The sequence below is a fragment of the Mesorhizobium sp. M0830 genome (assembly GCF_040319965.1).
In the GTDB taxonomy this organism is placed as follows: Bacteria; Pseudomonadota; Alphaproteobacteria; order Rhizobiales; family Rhizobiaceae; genus Mesorhizobium.
Window position 1 is genome coordinate 39855 of sequence record NZ_JAMYOR010000027.1, and the last position, 15898, is coordinate 55752.

General features: G+C 62.9%; 18 protein-coding genes. 7 read left to right on the top strand and 11 right to left on the bottom strand.

Going from position 1 to position 15898, the window contains the following annotated elements:
- Nucleotides 1-44: 44 nt before the first annotated feature.
- On the bottom strand, nt 45-1343 hold the full coding sequence (locus NKI20_RS17540; protein WP_352832367.1) for an MFS transporter: 1299 nt from the start codon (nt 1341-1343) through the stop codon (nt 45-47).
- A gap of 118 nt (nt 1344-1461) precedes the next feature.
- Between NKI20_RS17540 and NKI20_RS17545 the strand changes: the two genes are divergently transcribed.
- Nucleotides 1462-2385 (top strand): LysR substrate-binding domain-containing protein, encoded by a 924-nt coding sequence (locus tag NKI20_RS17545; RefSeq protein ID WP_352832370.1) that lies wholly within the window; start codon nt 1462-1464, stop codon nt 2383-2385.
- A gap of 21 nt (nt 2386-2406) precedes the next feature.
- Here NKI20_RS17545 and der read toward each other — a convergent pair whose 3' ends face one another.
- Together der and NKI20_RS17555 are read right to left on the bottom strand one after the other, a co-directional pair.
- Nucleotides 2407-3840: a ribosome biogenesis GTPase Der gene (gene der, locus NKI20_RS17550; protein WP_352832373.1), complete on the bottom strand. Its 1434-nt coding sequence runs from the start codon at nt 3838-3840 to the stop codon at nt 2407-2409.
- Nucleotides 3837-4502, bottom strand: coding sequence for a tetratricopeptide repeat protein (locus tag NKI20_RS17555; protein WP_352832375.1), 666 nt, complete (start codon nt 4500-4502; stop codon nt 3837-3839). Before NKI20_RS17555 ends, der begins: the two co-directional genes overlap by 4 nt.
- 233 nt (nt 4503-4735) lie before the next feature.
- Between NKI20_RS17555 and NKI20_RS17560 the strand changes: the two genes are divergently transcribed.
- Nucleotides 4736-5743 (top strand): polysaccharide deacetylase family protein, encoded by a 1008-nt coding sequence (locus NKI20_RS17560; RefSeq protein WP_352832458.1) that lies wholly within the window; start codon nt 4736-4738, stop codon nt 5741-5743.
- A gap of 34 nt (nt 5744-5777) precedes the next feature.
- Here NKI20_RS17560 and sbmA read toward each other — a convergent pair whose 3' ends face one another.
- From sbmA to NKI20_RS17575, 3 genes are all read right to left on the bottom strand, one after another.
- Nucleotides 5778-7037, bottom strand: a complete 1260-nt coding sequence (gene sbmA, locus NKI20_RS17565) for a peptide antibiotic transporter SbmA (RefSeq protein WP_352729141.1) — start codon at nt 7035-7037, stop codon at nt 5778-5780.
- 114 nt (nt 7038-7151) lie between these two features.
- Nucleotides 7152-8312, bottom strand: coding sequence for a YbfB/YjiJ family MFS transporter (locus NKI20_RS17570; protein WP_352832379.1), 1161 nt, complete (start codon nt 8310-8312; stop codon nt 7152-7154).
- Between the two features lie 104 nt (nt 8313-8416).
- On the bottom strand, nt 8417-8644 hold the full coding sequence (locus NKI20_RS17575; protein WP_352832382.1) for a hypothetical protein: 228 nt from the start codon (nt 8642-8644) through the stop codon (nt 8417-8419).
- Nucleotides 8645-8740: 96 nt separating this feature from the next.
- Here NKI20_RS17575 and NKI20_RS17580 point away from each other — a divergent pair, with 96 nt between their 5' ends.
- From NKI20_RS17580 to NKI20_RS17590, 3 genes are read left to right on the top strand one after another with little or no spacing between them, the layout of a single operon-like run.
- Nucleotides 8741-9733: a LysR substrate-binding domain-containing protein gene (locus tag NKI20_RS17580; RefSeq protein ID WP_352832384.1), complete on the top strand. Its 993-nt coding sequence runs from the start codon at nt 8741-8743 to the stop codon at nt 9731-9733.
- Complete coding sequence (locus NKI20_RS17585; RefSeq protein WP_352832387.1) at nt 9730-10986, top strand: aminopeptidase; 1257 nt, start codon at nt 9730-9732, stop codon at nt 10984-10986. Before NKI20_RS17580 ends, NKI20_RS17585 begins: the two co-directional genes overlap by 4 nt.
- Nucleotides 10987-11005: 19 nt before the next feature.
- Nucleotides 11006-11362, top strand: a complete 357-nt coding sequence (locus tag NKI20_RS17590) for a DUF488 domain-containing protein (protein WP_352832389.1) — start codon at nt 11006-11008, stop codon at nt 11360-11362.
- 238 nt (nt 11363-11600) lie between these two features.
- Here the strand turns inward: NKI20_RS17590 and NKI20_RS17595 are convergent, their stop codons facing one another.
- The gene (locus tag NKI20_RS17595; protein WP_352832392.1) at nt 11601-11954 is read right to left on the bottom strand and encodes an ArsC family reductase; all 354 of its coding nucleotides are present in this window, start codon (nt 11952-11954) and stop codon (nt 11601-11603) included.
- 89 nt (nt 11955-12043) lie between these two features.
- Here NKI20_RS17595 and NKI20_RS17600 point away from each other — a divergent pair, with 89 nt between their 5' ends.
- Nucleotides 12044-12148 carry an SRPBCC family protein gene (locus NKI20_RS17600; RefSeq protein WP_280948949.1) on the top strand — a complete coding sequence of 35 codons (105 nt, stop codon included), beginning with the start codon at nt 12044-12046 and terminating at the stop codon, nt 12146-12148.
- Nucleotides 12149-12252: 104 nt separating this feature from the next.
- On the opposite strand, the gene NKI20_RS17605 is transcribed toward NKI20_RS17600, so the two are convergent.
- Nucleotides 12253-12606 (bottom strand): nuclear transport factor 2 family protein, encoded by a 354-nt coding sequence (locus NKI20_RS17605; protein ID WP_023759048.1) that lies wholly within the window; start codon nt 12604-12606, stop codon nt 12253-12255.
- A gap of 161 nt (nt 12607-12767) precedes the next feature.
- Between NKI20_RS17605 and NKI20_RS17610 the strand changes: the two genes are divergently transcribed.
- Nucleotides 12768-13472: an SOS response-associated peptidase gene (locus NKI20_RS17610; RefSeq protein ID WP_352832395.1), complete on the top strand. Its 705-nt coding sequence runs from the start codon at nt 12768-12770 to the stop codon at nt 13470-13472.
- Between the two features lie 96 nt (nt 13473-13568).
- Here NKI20_RS17610 and NKI20_RS17615 read toward each other — a convergent pair whose 3' ends face one another.
- The 3 genes from NKI20_RS17615 to NKI20_RS17625 all read right to left on the bottom strand — a co-directional run bounded on the left by NKI20_RS17615 (nt 13569) and on the right by NKI20_RS17625 (nt 15761).
- Entirely contained in the window at nt 13569-13973 is a 405-nt protein-coding gene (locus tag NKI20_RS17615) for a hypothetical protein (RefSeq protein WP_352832398.1), read from the bottom strand.
- A 104-nt stretch (nt 13974-14077) separates the two neighbouring features.
- Nucleotides 14078-15163: an ABC transporter ATP-binding protein gene (locus NKI20_RS17620; protein ID WP_352832401.1), complete on the bottom strand. Its 1086-nt coding sequence runs from the start codon at nt 15161-15163 to the stop codon at nt 14078-14080.
- Nucleotides 15153-15761: a cupin domain-containing protein gene (locus NKI20_RS17625; protein ID WP_352832404.1), complete on the bottom strand. Its 609-nt coding sequence runs from the start codon at nt 15759-15761 to the stop codon at nt 15153-15155. Before NKI20_RS17625 ends, NKI20_RS17620 begins: the two co-directional genes overlap by 11 nt.
- Nucleotides 15762-15898: the final 137 nt, after the last annotated feature.

Below are 15898 nucleotides of genomic sequence, written 5' to 3' on the forward strand. Positions count from 1 at the left end.
CCCGAGGTCGTGGTTCCGAACTCGGGCGGTTTTGCGGCGAGCCTTCAGGCCGGCCGCAGGAAGATCGGCCAGGCGATCAGCGCGCAAATGGCGGCAGACAGCCAGACGCCGGACCATGACCAGAGGTGCAAGAGGCCCGGAATGGCCACCGGCACCAGGAAGAAGCCGACGAAAACGAAGCTGTTGGCAAGGCTGAGCGCGGTTCCGACATGGCCGGCACCGGCAAGCGTGGCAAGCTCGGTATAGGCGACGCCGTGCCAGGCGGAGACCGAGACTCCTGCGACAATAAGCACAGCGGGAAGGGCCGCCATCAGCAAGAATTGTCCGCCTGACATGGCGGAACTGACCAAGACCAGCAGCCAAAGCACGGCGAAGGCAAGTGCGCTCAGCGCACTGCAGAGGCGAAGGAACTGGCGGCGGTTGCCGTGGCGGTCGGTGAAGCGGCCGCTCCAGATGCGCATGACCATGGCACCGATCTGCACGGCGGCGAGGCTCGCACTGATCGCTGCCGTTCCCAGACCGACGAAGTCGTTCAGGAACACGGAGGCGAAGGTGAGCACCGCCACCTGCGGAAAGCAGAGCAGGCCGATGGCGGTCGCGATACGCCAAACGTCGCGATTGCGCAGCGGCGCCGGTCCGGGCACAGCCGCCGCAGCGCGATGGCCCTCGTCCGTCGTCGGCGGCTCGTGCAGCCAGCGCCAAGCGAACAGGGCAGAGAGGGCGGATGCACCCGCCAGGACGCCGAAAACCGCGGCAAAGCCGAAAGCCAGGGCAAGCGAGGGCAAAATGAGCGCGCCAAGACCGCCGCCGAGCGGCACCGCCGTCTGCCTGATGCTCATGGCAAAGCCGCGCTCGTTTTCCCGGAACCAGCCCATGATGGCACGGCCGCTCGAACCGTTGACGCTGCCGCCGAGCAGTCCTGTGATAAGCAGGCTCGCGCAGAGCAGCGTGACATCGGGAATCCCGGCCTTTGTCGGCACAACCAGCATCGCCATGACGAAGAGCCACGCAGCCGTGGCGCCAAGCCCGGTCAGAAGCACGCGGCGATCGCCCCAGCGATCGGTGAGCAGGCCCCATGGCAGTTCGCTGAGTGCAACCCCCAGCCCGAGAAGGCCGAGTGCCAGACCGAGTTCGGCGTTGGCCAAATGATACCCCTGGCGCAGCACGACCGCCGTTGCCGGTATGCCGGCGAAGGTGGCAGAGAAGCTGGCATTGGCGGCAACGCCCATGCCGAGAACTTTCCAGCGATGGCCGGGCTTGAATGCCTTCCCGGCGGAGCCGGCAGCCGTGTCTTTCAAAAGTCCCGGCGACTGTCGATCGGTGCAATTGACGATAGCGGACATGATTTGTTTCCCGTGCTTGGCCAGCGGCCTGGGCCTTGACGGTCTGTCTCTAGCGCCGTAGTTTCATCCTTAAAATCAGGAAGTTTTAAACAAACTATCCTGAAAATCGGGATTATCTATGCGACGCGTGACATTCGACCTCGACGTCCTCCGCAGTTTCGTCACCGGCATGGAGCTGGGCAGCTTCGCCAAGGCGGCCGATCGGCTTGGCCGGTCGACGTCGGCGGTCAGTGCGCAATTGAAGAAACTGGAAGAACAGGCGGCGACGCCGATCTTCCGCAAGTCGGGGCGCGGCCTCGCCTTGACCGAGGCCGGCGAGACCATGCTCGGCTATGCGCGCCGGCTGATCGAGCTCAATGACGAAGCGGCATCCGCCATCCACGATGTCGAACTGGAAGGCTGGGCAAGGCTTGGCCTGCAGGAGGATTTCGGCGAGGCGGTGCTGCCTGACGTGCTCGGTCGCTTCGCCCGCGCCCATCCCAAGGTCAAGATCGAAGCCAGGATCGCGCGCAGCCACGAGCTTGCCGAACGGATCCTATCAGGCAATCTCGACATCGCGCTTGCCTGGCACAGCGGAGAGACGCTGCCCTACAGCGAACATGTCGCCGATGTGCAGATGCGCTGGATCGGCCCGGCAAAGCGCATCGAGACCAGCCTGCGCCACGCTGAGCCACTGCCGCTGGTGGCGCTCGAAGCGCCATGCCTTTTGCGCACGGTTGCAACCGAAACGCTCGACCGCGCCGGCCTGTCCTGGCGAATGTCGTTTTCCAGCCCGAGCCTTGGCGGCATCTGGGCGGCCGTTGCGGCGGGGCTGGGGCTGACGATCCGCACCGATATCGGCCTGCCAGCCAGCGTCAGCGCGATGACGCCGGAGATCGCCGGATTGCCGGCGCTGCCTAAGCTGGCGCTATTCCTGTATCGCAAGGACGCTGAAGCCGAGCCAGTGACGGCCCGCCTCGCCGACATATTGCTGGATGGAGCGCGGCAGGCATTGCCTAAAAATGCGCAGGCCAGCGACAGCGGCTTGCGCGACGTGGCGTGATCGCCAGACGGGCGCCGACGCTTAACTGCGTTTCTTGGACCTGCCGGCGAATGGGTTGTCCGAGGTGCGCAGCGCAATGCGGATCGGCACGCCGGGCATGTCGAAGGCTTCGCGCAGGCTGTTGGAGAGATAGCGGACATAGGATTGCGGCATCGCATCGGGACGCGAGCACTGAACGATGAAACCCGGCGGCCGGGTCTTGGCCTGGGTGACGTATTTGACCTTCAGCCGGCGCCCGGCCACGGCGGGCGGCGGGTGGTGCGCCAGGATGCCTTCCAGCCAGCGGTTGAGCTTGCCGGTGGAAACGCGGCTGTTCCACACCTTATGGGTCCTGATGACGGCATCCATCAGCTTGTCGAGGCCGCGGCCGGTCTCGGCCGATACGGGCACGGCCTGAAGGCCCCGCGCCTGCGGCAGCAGCCGTTCCGTCTTCTCGCGCAATTCGGCCAGAAGCTCCTGGGGATGGTCGATCAGGTCCCATTTGTTGAAGGCGATCACCGGCGCGCGACCTTCGCGGATGATCAGGTCGGCGATCTGCAGATCCTGCTTCTCGAAGGGGATGGTGGCGTCGAGCACGATGATGACGATCTCGGCGAATCGGATGGCGCGCAGGCCATCCTGCACCGACATCACTTCCAGCTTTTCGTGGATCCTGGCCTTGCGGCGCATGCCGGCCGTGTCGAACAGTTTCAGGCGGCGGCCATGCCAATCCCAGTCGACGGAGATGGAATCGCGGGTGATGCCGGCTTCCGGTCCGGTCAGCAGCCGTTCTTCGCCGATCAGCGCGTTGATCAACGTCGACTTGCCGGCATTGGGACGGCCGACGACGGCGATGCGCATCGGCTTGGTATCGTCATAGCTGTGCTCGGCATCCGGATCGGCGATATCCTCGCCGATCAGAACCTCGCCGGCAGCGACTTCTTCGTCTTCGCCAGCTTCATTTTCGCCGAAAGCACGCGCTTCGCCGAGCGCTTCGATCACGGCATCGCGCAAATCGGGCATGCCCTGGCCGTGCTCGGCCGAAACCGGGATCGGCTCGCCAAGGCCGAGTTCCCAGGCCTCCAGCATGCCGCCCTGGGCACCTTTCGCCTCAGCCTTGTTGGCGACCAGCACCACGGGCTTGCCGGACTTGCGCACGATCTCGGCGAAGGTCCTGTCGTCGGGCAGCAGGCCGGACTTGGCGTCGATGGTGAAGAAGATCAGGTCCGCCTCGCGGATGGCGATCTCGGTCTGCGCGCGCATGCGGCCCGGCAAGGTCGAGGCGGCGGCATCCTCGAAGCCGGCGGTGTCGATGACGTCGAAATGCAGGTCGTAAAGCTTGGCGGCATGGACGCGGCGGTCGCGGGTGACGCCGGGCGTGTCGTCGACAAGCGCCAGCTTCCTTCCCACCAGCCGATTGAAAAGGGTCGATTTGCCGACGTTAGGTCTGCCGATGATGGCGGCTTTGAAGGTCACGACGCACTGCCCGACCCACGGATCAGCTCGGACATCAACGTTGCGCGCTCGCGGGTGTTGCGAGGGGCGCCGTCATCGGCGGCGATCTGGTCGAACAGCTTTAGCGCGTCCTGGGTCTTGCCTTCCTTCCAGGCAGAAAGGCCGAGGGCCTCGCGCGCCGTATGGCGCAAGGTGTTGGTGTCCGATGTAAGCGCCTCGACACGGCTGGAGACGTCGGCGAAGGAACCGTGGTCGACAAGCAGGAGCGCTGCCCTGAGACGTGCCATGTCGCGAATGCCCTGGGGAATGGCGGTGTCGGCGGCGACATCGTCGAAATCCTTGACGGCGGCGGCGACATCGCCCTTGTCGGCCTTGACGGTTGCGCCGCGCATGCGGGCGAGCAACGGATAGGCGCCGTAGCCATCCGTCTCCAACTGATCGAGCGCGGTCAGCGCTTCATCGTTCTTGCCATCATTGGCAAGCTTCAGCGCCTGCGAGAAGGCATCGCCGGAGCGGTTGGCGCGCGTCTCGTCCCAATAGCGATAGCCGACGAAGGCGGCGGTGCCGAGCACCACGAGGATCGCGAGGACAAGCAAGGCGGGACCGAAGCGGTCCCACAGCGCCTGCGCCTGGTCGCGACGCATCTCGTCGTTGACTTCACGGATAAAACTGTCGTCAGACATCAATCAAAACCATTCCTGCCCGGTCGGGCCTTTGTCAGCCCGCGTTTTAGCGAAATTTTGTCGGCATGGAAGGGGTTCAACCGGAAAATCGCCCATTCCCTAGGGCAAACGGATGTTTGCCCCGGGCAAGCAGCCGAAAAGGCCAATCGCACCAGCGCCACATTTCGAGGATAGCCGGCTTCCAGACGTCTCCCCCCAAAGTGCAGCTCAGAAAAGCGCAGATCAGATTGCCGATGTACCTTCCGTTCCGTTTTGCTACCTTTTCCCTCGCTGCGCTCGCCACTGCCGGGCAGGCTCTGGCCGATCCGCCCGCGCCGCCAAGGCCGGCAAAGCCCAAGCAGGCCGTCATCATCTCGTTCGACAGCGCCCGCGACATTTCGCAGTGGAAGCGTAGCCGGGCACTGGCAGAGCGCACCGGCGCGCACTTCACCTACTTTCTCTCCTGCGTCTTCCTGCTGTCGCCAGAAACACGCATGCAATACAACGCACCCGGCAAAAGCGCCGGCAAATCCAATATCGGCTTTGCCGCCTCGAAACAGGAAGTCACCGAGCGGCTCGAACAGATCGGCCTTGCCGCCTCCGAGGGTCACGACATCGCCGGCCATGGCTGCGGCCATTTCGACGGCAAGGACTGGAGCAAGGCCGATTGGCTGAAAGAGTTCAGTTCGTTCGAACGCATTCTTGAGAACGCCTATGCGATCAACGGCGTTGCGCCCGAACCCCAGGGCTGGCGCAACTTCGCGCGGCATGCGGTGGTCGGCTTTCGCGCCCCGTATCTGTCGGCGAACAAGGCCCTCTACGAGGCGCTGGCGGCGGCCGGCTATCAGTTCGACGCGAGCGGCGTCTCGCAGGGGCCCGCCCGGCCGGTGGCCGGCAACGGCATCATGCAGTTTTCGTTGCCGCAGATTCCGGAAGGACCGAAGTCAAGGCTGGTGATCGCCATGGATTACAATCTCTATGTCAGGCATTCCGGCGGCTTCGAGCAGCCAAGCAAGTCGAACGAGTTCGCGAACCGCACCTATGATGCCTTCCGCGCCGCCTTCGACAAGCAGTATGCGGGCAAGCGCATTCCGCTGGAGCTCGGCTTCCATTTCGCGCTGATGAATGACGGCGCCTATTGGAATGCGCTGGAGCGCTTTGCCGGCGAGGTCTGCGTCAAAGCCGATGTCGAATGCATCAGTTTTCGCGACTATGTCTCGCGGCAAGACGCTGCCCAGAAGCAGGCTTCGGTCGGCGGCTGAGCCGCCAACCCGGTTCGATTTCCAACCTCGGCCTTTAGGCCGGATCTTCAACGCCCTGTTTTGCCAGATAGCGCTGGTCGATGTCCGGCAGCGGCTCGCCGAGCAGGGTCGCCTCGAAGGCGCGCAGGCGTTTGTGGACCGATTGAAGCTCGACGATGGTCGACCAGGAGGTGAGCAGAAACTGCAGCGACCCCGTCACTTTACCGAATGCATTCGAAATCTGGTTCAGCGCGCCGAACGTTATCTTGTGCGCAACCAGCGACGGACCCAGGATCAGCAGCGAGAAAATGTTGTCGGCCTGCAGGTATGTGTAACGGACGACGTTGAAATAAATGTAGTGGAAATAGAGCCTGAAATAATTGTGACGAACGTTCGCGAACAGCTCGGCAGTGGTGGCTGGCTGAGCCCTGTCTGCGTGATCCTCGCCGTAGACGAGTTCCTTGCGATAGGCGGCCTCTACACGCTGGTTGCGGAACTGCAGTCCCGGAAGCTTCAGGCCGGCAATCATGACCGAGATCGTTCCGAACAGACACCAGGCAAGGGCTGCGACCACTAATGGCTGCGGGATCGTGCCGACAATCGGCAACTCGCTGATGTGAGCCTGCAACTGGATCATGACCGGCAGGAATGCGATCAGGGTCATGATCGACTGGACGAAGCTGGAGCCGAGATCCTCCATGATCTGCGAGAACCGCATCGTGTCTTCCTGGATACGCTGCGAAGCACCCTCGATATGTCGAAGCCTACCCCAGTTCTCGACAAAATAGTTATTCATCGCCGTGCGCCAGCGGAAGATCCAGTGGCTGACGATGAAGGCATTGACCACCTGCACATTCATGCCGACCAACGCGAGCCACGAAAAATCTGCCAATCCGATATAAAATTCACCGTTCGTCGACTTTCCTGTCCCCGACATCAATCCCTGCACATAGTCGAAGAAAGGCCCGTACCAGGCATTGACGGCGACACTGACCTGCACATTGAAATAGATGAAGAACAGGATGACTGCGGTCATCAGGATCGACCAGCGCTGCCAGGGATGTGGCGAATACCAGCTCCAAAACGCATAGAAGACGGCCACGCAAAACGCGAAATAGAGATAAAACCATAGAAACGGCGGCGACATGAGAATGGCGATGCCGATAATGGGTGGCGCGTCAGCGGCAGCCGGCGGCAGTCCGAAAACCGCGCCCAATTGTTCACCACCGAAAAACCAGAACAGGATCGCCGCAAGGCTCCAGGCGGCGGCCGAAGTGAAGAAGAGCTTCGGCTGCGGGAAAAATGATACGAACACTGTGACGAATTCCTCGATCTAGGCGCAAATCAGCTGACTACGGCGGGCATAAAGTCACACATTAGCTGGAAAGAAAATGCCCGTGCCCGATGCCCGCACCGAGCAACCCCACAATCATGGCGATTTTGGCGCAGCCGACCATGTGAGGCCGCCGGAGACGACCAGCATGATGGCGGCGGCGATCGAGGCGAGGAAGAAATCGCCGGACATTTGCGCCAGCAGCCCGGCGGCGATGGGGCCGATGATCTGGCCTACGCCGAACACAGCCGTCATCAGGGCAAAGATCCGCCGCGGCGCCCGCGGTGCAAGCTGTCTGGCAGCCTGGAGGCCAAATGCGGTGATGGCTATGAAGGTGCCGCCGAGCAGCACGCCGCCGAGCAGCGGCCCGGTACGTCCGCCGATGGCGACGCTGGCGGTGACGCCGACGACCTCGATGAAGCATGCCAGCGCATAGGCGGCATAGAGGCCGGTCCGAGCGGCGATCTTCTGCCAGAGCCAGGTCGAGGGAAAGCCGGCAAGACCGGCGACCATCCAGACCATGGTCTCGAAGACGCGGCTGCCGCCGCCTTGCCGGACGATGGCGACCAGGAATGTCGCCGTCACCACGTAGCCGAAGCCGAACAGGCCGTAGGCAATGATGACCTTGATCAATGACCGGTCCATCTGCAATGCCGGCTCGCGGGCGACTTCGCCATTGGTGAGCGGACCCTCGTCGACCATCAGCGCCACGAGTACGAAACCGCAAGCCGAGATTGCCGCCGACCACAACCAGCCCGCCGCCCAGCCGGCATGTTCGGTGACCAGCACCGCCATCATCGCCGCGGAGATTGCGATGCCGAGGCCAACGCCGCCGAAGTGCCACGCCTGCAGGTCGCCGCGGCCGGCAGCCGCGATATGGCTGAAAACGATGCTGGCCATGAACACCATGACGAAGGCGCTGGCCAGGCCGGCCAGAAAGCGGACAACGAGAAAGGCGGCCATCATATCGGTCAGCCCCATCAGCGCGGCCAGGACCACACTGGCGCCGAGCCCCACCAACATCAGCTGGCGTTCGCGCCCATGCGCCCAGCCACCCGCCGCCGCCAATGCGCCAATGAGATAGCCGAGATAGTTGGCGGAGGCGATCCATCCGGCATCGGCCGGCGACAGATGCAGTTCCTGCATCATGCCGGGCAGGATCGGTGTGTAGACAAAGCGGCCGATGCCCATGGCAACGGCCATGGCAATCATGCCGGCGAAGGTAAAACGGAGCGCTGTCGAGGTGGCTGATGTCATTGCAGCGCACAATAATTGCCGTGATCGCTGAAACAATCCGCCATCCGTTAGGCCAGTGCGACCCTCGCCTCGACTTTCCTCAAGCCGGACCGCTTGGCGCCCGCTCAGCAGCGCCCACCGAAACCGGTTCGCAATGAAGCGGTTTCATGCACGGTTCGCCGCGCCGTCAGCCTGAACGGCACGTCGCCAAGTTCGCGCTCCGACATGGCGTTCAGCACGGGATGCGAAAGCGGATCGGCCAGCCATCCCTGCGCCTCGCTCTCGCGGCGGGGCCCATATGCCGAACCTGCAGCGAAAAACACCTTCAGCGACGACGACAAGATCCTTAGCATTTTTGGCTCCGCGGGTCTGTCTTCCCTTGCATAAAATCTGCCGTTTCGACGGGTGTTTCAATTGAGATTTCGGCCGGGCCGGTTTAGAAAATCTCAATGACCATGCTCAACCGCGTCCATCTCAACGGCCTCCGCGCCGTCGAAACCGTTGCCCGTCTTGGATCTCTGGCGGCCGCCGCTAGTGAACTCAACGTGTCCGTCAGCGCCGTCAGCCAGCAGATAAGCCGTACCGAGAAGCAACTCGGCCAGACGCTGTTCGAGCGAACGGCGAGCGGTCTCGTGCTGACCGAATTCGGCGCCCTCTTCGCGCCCCGCCTTGGTGCTGGATTTCGCGAGCTTGCCCACGCCGTGGCGCTGGCGGACGAAGCCACGCAATGCACCCTGGTGGTTTCGGTGGCGCCGGCCTTTGCCTCAAAATGGCTGCTGCCGCGACTGTCGCGTCACTTCGCCCGGCATCCCAACGTGCTGTTGCGCATCGACGCTTCGGTGCGGCTGGCCGATCTCGATCATTCCGACATCGACATCGCCATCCGGCTTGGTGACGGCAAGTGGCCGGGCGGACGCAAGGAACTGCTCCTGGCGCAGGAAGTCTTCCCGGTCTGCGCGCCGGCGATCGCCAGAAAACTGAGGTCGATCGAGGACCTTGCCCAGACCTGCGCGATCACCGACGAGCGGGCGATGATCAGTTGGGACAGTTGGTTCGAGACGGCCGGTGTCCCGCCGGTCACCTTCTTGAAGGGCGCGCGTTTCACCGACCCGATGCTGTGCCTGGAATCGGCGATTGCCGGCCATGGCGTGATGCTGGGCTGGCAACTGCTCACCGCCGATGCGCTCGCCGATGGCCGGCTGGTGGCGCCTTTCGGAATCCGCGCCCAGAGCGGCCTCGGTTATTGGCTGGTGACCTCCTCTGCCAAGACCGAAAGCCGCAAGGTCCGGGACTTCAAGGCCTGGATCAAGGAAGAGATCGAGGCGACCATGGAGCAGTTCGGGTCTACGACCACGGGCGCTACCGGCGCGATCGCGGTGGAAACGACCGTGGCACCGGTCTATGTAAAGTCGGATATCAAACTACGACAGGCAGGATCATGACCACACATTCGCGCGGCGTTTCCGCATCGATCGACCCGGTGAAGCTCGACAGGCTGGCGGAGGTCGCCATCAAGATTGGGCTGCAACTGCAGCCGGGACAGGATCTGGTGGTGACATCGTCGATCGCGGCATTGCCGCTGACCAGGCGGATCGTCGAGCATGCGTACAAGGCCGGCGCCGGACTGGTGACGCCGATCTTCAACGACGACGAGATGACGCTGGCGCGCTATCGCTTTGGCGCCGATGCGAGCTTCGACCGCGCCGCCGGCTGGCTCTACGAAGGCATGGCGAAAGCCTTTGCCGACAATGCGGCCAGGCTTGCCGTGCGCGGCGAGGATCCGTCGCTTTTGTCGGCACAGGACCCGGCGAAAGTGGCGCGCGCCAACAAGGCCAATTCGATGGCCTATCAGCCGGCGCTGGAGAAGATCACCGGCTTCGACATCAACTGGAACATCGTCGCCTATCCGGACCTCGCCTGGGCCAGGCAGGTGTTCCCCGGCGATGCCGACGATGTTGCGGTGGTGAAGCTCGCCGATGCCATCTTCGCCGCTTCGCGGGTGGATGTGGAGGATCCGATCGGCAACTGGAAGGCGCACAACGCAGCGCTTCGCAGCCGGACCGAATGGCTCAACCGCCATAATTTCCATGCGCTGCACTTCACCGGGCCGGGTACCGACCTGACCGTCGGGCTGGCGGACGGCCATGAATGGATGGGCGGCGCTTCGACCGCCAAGAACGGCATCACCTGCAATCCCAACATCCCGACCGAAGAGGTCTTCACCACGCCGCATGCAAGGCGCGTCGAGGGCCATGTTAGGTCGACCAAGCCGCTGTCCTATCAGGGCACGCTGATCGACGATATATCGGTGCGCTTCGAAGAAGGCAGGATCGTCGAGGCCAAGGCTTCGAAGGGCGAGGACGTGCTTAAGAAGGTGCTCGACACCGATGAGGGCGCGCGCCGTCTCGGCGAGGTGGCGTTGGTGCCGCATTCCTCGCCGATTTCGGCGAGCGGGCTGTTGTTCTTCAACACGCTGTTCGACGAGAACGCCGCCTGTCACATCGCCCTCGGCCAGTGCTATTCGAAGTGCTTCGTCGACGGCGCCTCGCTCAGCCAGGACGAGATCGCCGCACGTGGCGGCAACAAGAGTTTCATCCACATCGACTGGATGATCGGTTCGGACAAGATCGATATCGATGGCGTCCACAAGGACGGCGCCCGCGTGCCCGTCATGCGCAAGGGCGAGTGGGCCTGACCGGTTTGCGGAGGGTCCGATGGCCTTCGATCTGGCGGTCAAGCGGATCTACGAACCACCCGCGCCCGACGATGGGCAGCGGGTTCTGGTCGACCGAATCTGGCCACGTGGCGTCAGCAAGCAAGACGCGGCGCTGACGCTGTGGCTGAAGGAGATCGCGCCGAGCGATGATTTGCGCAAATGGTTCGGCCATGAGGCGTCGCGCTGGGCTGAGTTTCGGAAGCGGTATCGCGCTGAGCTGGATGGAAACGGCGAGGCAGTGGACAAATTGCGCGGCCTGCTTCGCCACGGCAAGGTGACGCTGCTCTATGGCGCGCATGACGAGGCCCACAACAATGCGTTGGCGCTGGCGGCGTATCTCAGAAAGACGGATTGAAGGGCGCCCACAATCTGCAAGGTCGGCGATTGGCCAATCTCCCCCCTTGCGGGGGAGATGCCCGGCAGGGCAGAGGGGGTGCTGTCCCACCGACCTGGCAACCACTCCCGGCAAGATGCTTCGACAGCTTTGCATCAGAATAATTTCTTCAAGGATGGCGATCCTTCGCACCCCCCTCTGGCCTGCCGGCCATCTCCCCCGCAAGGGGGAGATTGGCAGCTTCGCAGTTCCGTTGGCTCTACTTTTCGCCTACCGCCTGCTCATAAACATCCGGCTTGAAGCCGACGAGGACGCGCTCGCCGACCTCCAGCACCGGCCGCTTGATCATGGTCGGCTTGGCCAGCATCAACGCCTTGGCCTTCTTTTCATCCAGACCCTGCTTGTCCTTGTCAGCCAGTTCGCGGAACGTCGTGCTTGCCTTGTTGAGCAGCTTTTCCCAGCCGACCTTGCCAACCCAGCCGTCGAGCCGCTTGGCGTCCAGCCCCTCTGCCCTGAAATCGTGAAACCGGTAGGCAACGTCATGGCCCTCCAGCCAGACGCGCGCCTTCTTGACGGTGTCGCAGGTGGTGATGCCGTAGATGGTGATCGTCAAAACAGTGGCCGCCCTTCGGATTCGAATCTGATCGCAGACTAAGGACGCTCAGCGCACTTTGCCAGCGGCCGCATCGGTGCCCCGGCGGACTGTTCCGGACGCGCATGCAGTCGCGAGACCGCAATGAGGTCAACGACCGCCATTGCTGCTTTCTCGAAATCGTGCCGAACGAGCGGCTGGTTTGGCGTATGTGAAGACGATCTGAACCTCGCACGTGGCGGCCAAGACATCGTCTTGACCGCCACCCTGATCTCCACCCAACTGCGAAGGGAGCAAGCTCCCTAAAGCCGCTCCGGCCTCAATAGTAGAAGCGCTCTTCGGCAATCTTGCCGTTCTTGACCGTGTACAGGCCAACTTCGTCCATGGTGACACGCTCGCCGGTAGCCTTGGGCGTTATGTCGAACTTGAAGCGCACCGCGAACTGGTCGCCGTTGACATAGGGCCCCTCGACCGAGCCGCCATGCACTTCATTGTTCTCCTGCCACCACTGGCCCTTCTGCCTGAGAGCCTCCTTGCCACGGGCGATGGCCATCGGCCCCTCCATGGCTTCGAGGCTGACGATATCGTCGGCATTGTATTTTTCGGCGGCCGCTTCGTGTTCGCCCTGCTTGAGCAGTTCGGTGAAATCCTTGGCAATTTCCGCGATGGTCATTTGTGTTCCTCCTGTTCCGACGCATTGCAAATAGGGGACAGGTTGCTGGCTTGCCATCGTCTGGCCGGTCGTAGCTGACACGTCACGTCAGGATGATATCGCGGGACCGGATCCCCGCACATTCGGTTGCGGACACGAGCCATTTCCGCGATCCTAGGTAAATGTGCAACCTCTACAACATCACCACAACGCAAGAGGCGGTCCGCCAATGGACACGCACACTGCGCGACGTCATCGGCAACCTTGAACCTTCGGTCGACATCTATCCAAATCAGGCCGGCCCGGTTGTTCGCAATACGCCAGACGGGACGCGTGAGCTGGCGAAACTGCTTTGGGGTTTGCCAACGCCGCCAGAGCGCATGAAAGCTAGGGCCGACTACGGCACCACGAACGTTCGCAATCCGCAATATTCGCACTGGCAACAGTTTGTCGGCGTCGAGCATCGATGCGTCGTGCCCGTGACCAGCTTTGCAGAACCCAGCCCCACACCGAACGACAAGGACCCGGAAACAGGAATCCAGCGCAATTATTGGTTTGCCCGAGACCAAAGCCGACCTTTGTTTTTCTTCGCCGGTTTTTGGACCAGTTGGCATGGCGTGCGGAAAGTCAAGGATGGTCCTGGTGACTTCGAGTTGTATGCCTTCATGACAACCAGGCCTAATGCGCTCATCGCGCCGATCCATGAGAAGGCCATGCCGGTGATCCTGACGACGTCGGAAGAGACCGAGGCCTGGCTGACAGCGCCATGGTCAGAAGCACGGCATTTGCAGCGGACTGCGCTCGACGACGCGTTGGTGATCGTCGAGAAACCAGCCACACAGATCAAGTTCCCGCAGCACGTGCCAGCCCAGGGATCACTTTTCTAAGTTGCAGAATCGCCGTGTCAGCCCCTTCTCAACCCTCGTCTCGCCAGATCACCCGGCGAACCATGCGGATCTCGACAAGGCGCCTGACATGAATTTTCAATCGTTCAGCAGCACTCGGAAGGATGATGTCGGCGTCAAGCTCGCGTAGTTTGCAGCGTTCACACCGCATATGCCGTTCCACATCCCAAAAGGGAATGTCACCGACCAGCTTTGCGAGGTCGCCGGGCAGGTAGTGCCGAGTGATGTTGCAGTTCCGGCATCGGACGCGAACGAGTTGCCCGACGTCGTGCGCCAGGCACAGGGTTTGCACATTTCGGCGCGGTCGGCTGCTAGGTTCCGGCATCGATCAGATTTAGGAATATATTCCATGGCAGTCAAATCATACTTAATTTCATGTTCTTGTTTGTTCACGACCGGCAGGAGGGTCCCAGATAGGCCAGGCCAACCGCCGACCCGAACTTGGCCCTCAACCCACCAAGCCCCATACCCGATGATGTCCATGACCTCGAGAAAATCATGGGTCGCCCAGTCGTCACATTTGCGGCCATGGACTGCTTGTGGCCCAAACGGCGCGAATGTGTGCTCCGATTGTTACGTCGATGAGCCTAGCCCGGCAGCACTGGGCAGTTGGCGCCACGGCGCAGGCTGATATGCGCGACGTCGCCGACGCTGAATTGAAAACCCTCGGCCTGGCGCGGCGCGTCGATAACGACAGGTGCGCCCTGCCCGAGTTCGGCATGCAGGCGCAGCGTGCGACCGTGAAAGACGATGCTGTTGACACGCGCCGGCGCCGTGCCGATCGCGGCCTCGGTGGCCGCCAGCAGATCCTCCGGCCGCACGCCGACGGTGCGCATGGCCCCTTCAGCGGGAGCCTCGCCTGTTTCGGAGGTGGCTTCCAGCGGCAGAGCGCCGGCGGCGAAATGCAGGCGATCGCCGTCGCGACCAATGAAACGCGACCGCAGCAGGTTCATCGTGCCGATGAAGCTGGCGACGAAGGTGGTGGCGGGCCGGTCGTAGAGTGTGGCGGGCGGTGCGATCTGCTCGATGCGGCCCTTGTTCATGACGACGATGCGATCCGAGATCGACAGCGCTTCGGTCTGGTCGTGGGTGACCATGACGAAGGTGGTGCCGAGCCGCGACTGCAACCGCTTCAGTTCGACCTGCATCTGCTCACGCAGATGCGCGTCGAGCGCCGACAGCGGCTCGTCGAGCAACAGCACGCGCGGTTCACAGACAATGGCGCGGGCGAGCGCGACGCGCTGGCGCTGGCCGCCCGACAGTTCGGAGACGCGGGCGCCGATCTTGTCGGCGAGGCCGACCATGTCGAGCGCTTCGCCGACGCGTTTTGCCTGTTGGCTGCCTGAAAGTCTGCGCAGCGACAGGCCGAAGCCGACATTTTCTTCAACGTTCATGTGCGGAAACAGCGCGTAATCCTGGAACACGGTGTTGACCGGCCGGTCGTAGGGCCGCAGCGCCGTGATGTCGCGGCCATCGAGCACCACCTTGCCGCTCGACGGGCTTTCGAAGCCGGCGATGACGCGCAGGCTGGTGGTCTTGCCACAGCCGGACGGGCCGAGCAGCGTGATGAACTCGCCGCTGACAATGTCGAGGTCGACGGCGTCGAGCCCGACGATGCCGCCGGGAAAGATCTTCGAGACCGCCTGCAGCCGGACGAGGAGATCAGGCGCCATCGCGGACCTCGGACGGCTTCGTGGTGTTGACCCAGAGGATCTGGCAGCGCTCGGCGCCCGGATTGTGGAAGGCGTGCAAAAGCGTGCTCCTGAAGGCAAAACTGTCGCCCGCCTTCAGCACGTATCTTGTCGCATCCACCACCAGTTCGACCTCGCCCGACAGGACGAAGCCGAACTCATGGCCGGCATGGGCATAGGCCTCGGCCGTGCCGCCGCCGGCTTCCACCGTCACCAGCATGCCGGTCAGCGTCGCGCCAGGCGGCGACAGCAGCGCCTTGGCAATGCCTTCCGACTTGACCGGGATCTGCCGCCGGCTGCCGGCGCGCACACAATAGAGATCGTTGGCGGCATCGTTGCCGTCGGCGATCAGCGCCGACGGCTCGATGTCGAGGGCGGCGGCGAGCGGCCAGATCACCTTGACGCGCAGCGAGGACATGCCGCGCTCGATCTGGCTCAGTGCCCCGATCGACACGCCTGCCCTGGCGGCAAGATCGGCCAGCGACAGCTTGCGCTCGAGCCGCAGCGCCCGCACCCGCCGGCCGACCCGCACATCGGCATCGTCCTTCGGCTTCTCAGCCGCTTCGTCCAGCATGTACATAGATCTGTCCTTGTTGTGGTCACTTCACTGGCGCGGTGCTTCGCGGTTCTGCCTTCTCCCCTTGTGGGAGAAGGTGGATCGGCGCGCAGCGCCGAGACGGATGAGGGGTGTTGGCCGGAGCGCCGCCAGTGCCAAGC

Coding starts and splice junctions, on each gene's coding strand:
- NKI20_RS17540 (WP_352832367.1), bottom strand. CDS start 1,343: ATGTCCGCTATCGTCAATTGCACCGATCGACAGTCGCCGGGACTTTTG.
- NKI20_RS17545 (WP_352832370.1), top strand. CDS start 1,462: ATGCGACGCGTGACATTCGACCTCGACGTCCTCCGCAGTTTCGTCACC.
- NKI20_RS17555 (WP_352832375.1), bottom strand. CDS start 4,502: ATGTCTGACGACAGTTTTATCCGTGAAGTCAACGACGAGATGCGTCGC.
- NKI20_RS17560 (WP_352832458.1), top strand. CDS start 4,736: ATGTACCTTCCGTTCCGTTTTGCTACCTTTTCCCTCGCTGCGCTCGCC.
- NKI20_RS17570 (WP_352832379.1), bottom strand. CDS start 8,312: ATGACATCAGCCACCTCGACAGCGCTCCGTTTTACCTTCGCCGGCATG.
- NKI20_RS17575 (WP_352832382.1), bottom strand. CDS start 8,644: ATGCTAAGGATCTTGTCGTCGTCGCTGAAGGTGTTTTTCGCTGCAGGT.
- NKI20_RS17580 (WP_352832384.1), top strand. CDS start 8,741: ATGACCATGCTCAACCGCGTCCATCTCAACGGCCTCCGCGCCGTCGAA.
- NKI20_RS17585 (WP_352832387.1), top strand. CDS start 9,730: ATGACCACACATTCGCGCGGCGTTTCCGCATCGATCGACCCGGTGAAG.
- NKI20_RS17590 (WP_352832389.1), top strand. CDS start 11,006: ATGGCCTTCGATCTGGCGGTCAAGCGGATCTACGAACCACCCGCGCCC.
- NKI20_RS17605 (WP_023759048.1), bottom strand. CDS start 12,606: ATGACCATCGCGGAAATTGCCAAGGATTTCACCGAACTGCTCAAGCAG.
- NKI20_RS17610 (WP_352832395.1), top strand. CDS start 12,768: ATGTGCAACCTCTACAACATCACCACAACGCAAGAGGCGGTCCGCCAA.
- NKI20_RS17615 (WP_352832398.1), bottom strand. CDS start 13,973: ATGGACATCATCGGGTATGGGGCTTGGTGGGTTGAGGGCCAAGTTCGG.
- NKI20_RS17620 (WP_352832401.1), bottom strand. CDS start 15,163: ATGGCGCCTGATCTCCTCGTCCGGCTGCAGGCGGTCTCGAAGATCTTT.
- NKI20_RS17625 (WP_352832404.1), bottom strand. CDS start 15,761: ATGTACATGCTGGACGAAGCGGCTGAGAAGCCGAAGGACGATGCCGAT.